This window comes from Roseomonas sp. TS2, from assembly GCF_058833935.1.
In genome coordinates this window covers 1-4,631 of the sequence record NZ_JCACVY010000259.1, presented here as the reverse complement: position 1 = coordinate 4,631, position 4,631 = coordinate 1, and the positions used below count along the sequence as shown (strand labels likewise).

General features: G+C 75.0%; 4 protein-coding genes. 3 read left to right on the top strand and 1 reads right to left on the bottom strand.

Annotated features, from left to right (window positions below):
• Nucleotides 1–229: 229 nt before the first annotated feature.
• Nucleotides 230–1,111, bottom strand: coding sequence for a LysR family transcriptional regulator (locus ACZJYS_RS22785; RefSeq protein ID WP_493180433.1), 882 nt, complete (start codon nucleotides 1,109–1,111; stop codon nucleotides 230–232).
• A 163-nt stretch (nucleotides 1,112–1,274) separates the two neighbouring features.
• Between ACZJYS_RS22785 and ACZJYS_RS22780 the strand changes: the two genes are divergently transcribed.
• From ACZJYS_RS22780 to ACZJYS_RS22770, 3 genes are all read left to right on the top strand, one after another.
• Nucleotides 1,275–2,006 (top strand): sulfite exporter TauE/SafE family protein, encoded by a 732-nt coding sequence (locus tag ACZJYS_RS22780; RefSeq protein WP_219929791.1) that lies wholly within the window; start codon nucleotides 1,275–1,277, stop codon nucleotides 2,004–2,006.
• A gap of 57 nt (nucleotides 2,007–2,063) precedes the next feature.
• Nucleotides 2,064–3,233, top strand: coding sequence for a radical SAM family heme chaperone HemW (hemW, locus tag ACZJYS_RS22775; RefSeq protein WP_493180432.1), 1,170 nt, complete (start codon nucleotides 2,064–2,066; stop codon nucleotides 3,231–3,233).
• Nucleotides 3,234–3,315: 82 nt separating this feature from the next.
• Nucleotides 3,316–4,575, top strand: a complete 1,260-nt coding sequence (locus tag ACZJYS_RS22770; protein ID WP_493180431.1) for a putative DNA modification/repair radical SAM protein — start codon at nucleotides 3,316–3,318, stop codon at nucleotides 4,573–4,575.
• The last annotated feature ends 56 nt before the right edge of the window (nucleotides 4,576–4,631 follow it).

The window sequence follows — 4,631 nt, the reverse complement described above, 5'->3', positions numbered from 1 at the left end:
GCCGGGGCCACCCCGGTGCGGGGCGGCGTTCCGGGCGGATGTGCGGGGCGCGGGGCCTCGGGTCAAGCGACCGGGCCCTGCGTGCTCCGCGATTCTGCGGTCGCGCCTGGGCTGCTCATCACGGCTTGCATGGTTGGGGATGCGGGCGGGCCGGGTCAAGGCAAACCGCCCGGGGCCGGCATGACATTCCTGCGGAGCGTGGCATCGGCGCCATGCTCCGGCCCGGCCCTCAGCCCGCCAGATGCGCCAGCAGCCGCGCCGCATGGGCCGGCAGCGCCGCGCCCCGGCGGTGCAGGAGGAGGAGGCGCCGCTCGGCCCAGGCTTCGGTCAGCGGCACCAGCGCCAGGGGCGCGGCGGCGCCGGCGCGGCGCGCGGCGGCCTCCGGCACCAGCGCCAGCCCGGCGCCGAGGGCGGCCATGCGGCAGGCGGCCTCCGGCCCCGGCGCCTGGAGGCGCAGCCGCAGCCGCCCGGACGCGCGCGCCGCATGGCCGGCCAGGTGCCGCTGCAGGGCGCTCCCGGTGCCGAGGCCGATGAAGGGCCAGCCCAGCGCCTCCTCCAGCCGAACGCCGCCGCGCCCGGCCAGGGGGTGGTCCGGCGCGGCCACGAGCACCAGCCGGTCCGTCCGGAAGGGAAGCGCCTCCAGCCCGGCAAGGTCGGCATGATCGGCGGCGATGCCCAGCTCGGCCCGCCCTTCCGCCACGGCGGCGGCGATGGCGGTGCTGGTGCGCTCCTCCAGCGCGATCTCCACCTGCGGATGCGCGGCCAGGAAGCGGGCCAGCGGCTCGGGCAGGAATTCGACGGTGGCGGCGGTGTTGGCCAGCAGCCGCACATGCCCCTGCAGCCCGCGCGCATATTCGCCCAGCTCGCCGCGCATCCGCTCCACCTGCTGCCCCACCAGCCGGGCATGGTGCAGCAGCGCCTCTCCCGCCGGGGTCAGGCTGACACCGCGCCGCCCGCGCAGCAGCAGCGCCACGCCGGCCTGCGCCTCCATCGCCCGCAGCCGGGCGCTGGCCGAAGCCAGGGCCAGCCCCGCCCGCGCGCCTCCGGCGGTGATGCTGCCCGCCTCCGCCACATGGCGGAACAGCCGCAGGTCGGTCAGGTCGAGATGCATGGAGGTTCGAGCCTTCGTCCCTGCCGAAGCCTCACTCTGCCACATCCGCATTGTGCCGGCCCAGGCTGCGGCGGAGGGTGTCGCCGCAGGCGCGCCCGTGAACGGACAGACAAAAGAAGGGGGTCCGGGGGAATTCATTCCCCCGGCGCTTCCGGGAGACATCATGGACATCCTGTTCCTTCTGCTGGTCTTCCTCCTCGCCGGGATGGTGAAGGGCGTGCTCGGCCTCGGCCTGCCGACGGTGGCGATGGGCCTCCTGGGCGCCGTCATGCCCCCCGCCCAGGCCGCCGCGCTGCTGGTGCTGCCTTCGCTGGTGACGAATCTCTGGCAGCTTTTCGCCGGCCCGCGCTTCGGCGCGCTGCTGCGGCGGCTGTGGGGCATGATGCTGGGCATCCTGGCCGGCACGCTGCTGGGCGCCGGGCTGATCGCGCGGGAGGAATCGCCCTGGCCGGTGGCGGCGCTGGGCCTCACCCTGCTGGCCTATGCCGTCCTCGGCCTGGCCCGCCCCGCGCTGCGCGTGCCGCCGCGCGCCGAGCCCTGGGCCGCGCCGCTGGTCGGGCTGGCCACCGGCGCCGTCACTGGCGCCACGGGGGTGTTCGTCATCCCCGCCGTGCCCTTCCTTGGCGCGCTCGGGCTGGGGCGGGATGACCTGGTGCAGGCGCTGGGCCTGTCCTTCACCGTCTCCACCCTGGCGCTGGCGGCGGGGCTGGCCTGGCACGGGGCGCTGCCGGGGCTGCTGCTCGGGCAATCCCTGCTGGCGATCGGGCCGGCGCTGCTGGGCATGGCGCTGGGCGGCTGGCTGCGCGGCCGGGTGCGGGCGGAGACCTTCCGGCGCGGCTTCTTCGCGGGCCTCGGCCTGCTGGGGGCGGAGATGGTCTGGCGCGCCCTGGCATAGCCGCGTCCCGGCGCCCGCTCTCGACACCGGCCGCCCGCCGCGCCCATATCCGCCCCCATGCCCGAGCCGATCGCCCTCTATGTCCACTGGCCCTTCTGCGCGGCCAAGTGCCCCTATTGCGACTTCAACAGCCATGTGCGGGAGCGGGTGGACGCCGCCCGCTTCGGCGCCGCGCTGCGGCGGGAGCTGGCCTTCGAGGCGGCGCGGCTGGAGGCGGAAGGGCAGGGGGGGCGGCCGCTCGCCTCCATCTTCTTCGGCGGCGGCACGCCGAGCCTGATGCCGCCGCAGGTGGTGGCCGACATCATCGCCGACGCCACGCGCCTCTTCCCGCCCCTGCCGGACATCGAGATCACGCTGGAGGCCAACCCGACCAGCGTCGAGGTCTCGCGCCTGGCCGAGATCCGCGCGGCGGGGGTGAACCGCGCCAGCCTCGGCGTGCAGGCGCTGGACGACACGGCGCTGGGCTTCCTCGGGCGGAAGCACGATGCCGGGCAGGCCATCGCCGCGCTGGAGGCGGCGCGCGGCCTGTTCCCGCGCCTCTCCTTCGACCTGATCTACGCCCGCCCCGGCCAGGCCGTGGCCGAATGGCGCGCCGAGCTGCGCCGCGCCCTGGCCCTGGCCGCCGACCACCTCTCCCTGTACCAGCTCACCATCGAGCCGGGCACGCGCTTCGCCACCGAGCACGCGCGCGGCGCCTTCGCCCTGCCGGAGGGGGAGGAGGCCGCCGCCCTCTACTTCGCCACCGGCGAGGAGGCGGCGCGCTTCGGCCTGCTGCCCTACGAGGTCTCCAACTACGCCAAGCCCGGGGCGGAGAGCCGGCACAACCTCGCCTACTGGCGCTATGGCGACTATCTCGGCATCGGCGCCGGCGCGCACCAGCGGCTGACGCTGCGCGAGGGGCTGGTGGCCGCCCGCCGCCACCGCGGGCCGGAGGAATGGCTGGCGCGCGTCGAGGCCGCGGGCCACGCCATCACCGCCACCGAGATCCTCTCGCCCACCGACCGCGCGCGGGAGGCGCTGCTGATGGGGCTGCGCCTCTCGGAAGGCGTGGACCCGGCGCGGCTCCAGGCCCGCAGCGGGCTCTCGCTGGCCGAGGCGGTGGACCCCGCCATGCTCGCCGCCTGCCTCGACGAGGACTACCTGCTCTGGACGCCCGAGGGCCGGCTCGCCGCCACCTGGGAAGGGCGGCTGCGGCTGGACGCGCTGCTGCCGGCGCTGCTGCGGTAGGCGGCGGAAATCCGGGCCGGCGCGGCTTGGCGTCCGGGCAATTCAGAACATATTAAGAACTGAAACGCTCCGGACCGCCGCCATGGATCTCCGCGCCAAGCTCGCCCTGCTGGCCGATGCCGCCAAGTACGACGCCTCCTGCGCCTCCTCCGGCACGGAGAAGCGCGACTCGCGCCAGGGCGGCCTCGGCAGCACGGAGGGTATGGGCATCTGCCACGCCTATGCGCCGGATGGCCGCTGCATCTCGCTGCTGAAGGTGCTGCTGACCAATGCCTGCGTGTTCGACTGCGTCTACTGCATCAACCGCGCCACCTCCAACGTGGCGCGCGCCCGCTTCACCGTTGCGGAGCTGGTGAAGCTGACGCTGGCCTTCTACCGGCGCAACTACATCGAGGGGCTGTTCCTCTCCTCCGGCATCATCCGCAGCCCGGACTACACCATGGAGCAGCTCATCCGCGTGGCCCGCACCCTGCGGGAGGAGCATGGCTTCCTCGGCTACATCCACCTCAAGACCATCCCCGAGGCGGCGCCCGAACTGCTGGCCGAGGCGGGGCGCTGGGCGGACCGGCTGTCGATCAATGTGGAGCTGCCGCAGGTGGCCAGCCTGAAGCGGCTGGCGCCGGAGAAGGACCTGCCGGCCATCGGCGGCGCCATGCAGCAACTTGCCGGCCGCATCGCCGAGGCGAAGGAGGCGCGCCGCACCGCCCGCCGCGCCGCGCCACCGCGCTTCGCCCCCGCCGGGCAATCGACGCAGATGATCGTCGGCGCCGATGACAGCGACGACCGGCGCATCCTCGGCAAGGGGGCGGAGCTATACGAGAAGTACGGGCTGCGCCGGGTGTACTACTCGGGCTACTCGCCCATCCCGGAGGCCTCCAGCCTGCTGCCGCCGGCGCCGCCGCCGCTGCTGCGTGAGCACCGGCTGTACCAGGCGGACTGGCTGCTGCGCTTCTACGGCTTCGGCACGGAGGAGATCCTGGCGGGCGGGGAGGGCGGCATGCTGGACCTGGAGATCGACCCCAAGCTGGCCTGGGCGCTGAAGCACCGCGCCGACTTTCCCGTGGACCTCAACAGCGCCCCGCGCGAGCTGCTGCTGCGCGTGCCGGGCCTGGGCGCGCGCAACGTGGAGCGCATCGTCGCCGCCCGCCAGGAGGGCCGGGTGCGGCTGGCCGACCTCGCCCGGCTGCGCGTGCCGCTGCGCAAGGTGGCGCCCTTCCTGCTCGCCCCCGACCACCGCGCCGCCCCCGGCCTGCTGGACAGCCCCCGCCTGCGCGCCATGCTGACCACGCCCGGGGGTTTTGGTGCGCAAGCGAAGCCCCGCCAGCTTTCGCTGTTTTCCTGATGCGCCGCCCCGAAGCCCCGCGGCCGGCGCTGCACCGCTGGCTGGGTTCGGCGGCG

Coding starts and splice junctions, on each gene's coding strand:
- ACZJYS_RS22785 (WP_493180433.1), bottom strand. CDS start 1,111: ATGCATCTCGACCTGACCGACCTGCGGCTGTTCCGCCATGTGGCGGAG.
- ACZJYS_RS22770 (WP_493180431.1), top strand. CDS start 3,316: ATGGATCTCCGCGCCAAGCTCGCCCTGCTGGCCGATGCCGCCAAGTAC.
- ACZJYS_RS22780 (WP_219929791.1), top strand. CDS start 1,275: ATGGACATCCTGTTCCTTCTGCTGGTCTTCCTCCTCGCCGGGATGGTG.
- hemW (WP_493180432.1), top strand. CDS start 2,064: ATGCCCGAGCCGATCGCCCTCTATGTCCACTGGCCCTTCTGCGCGGCC.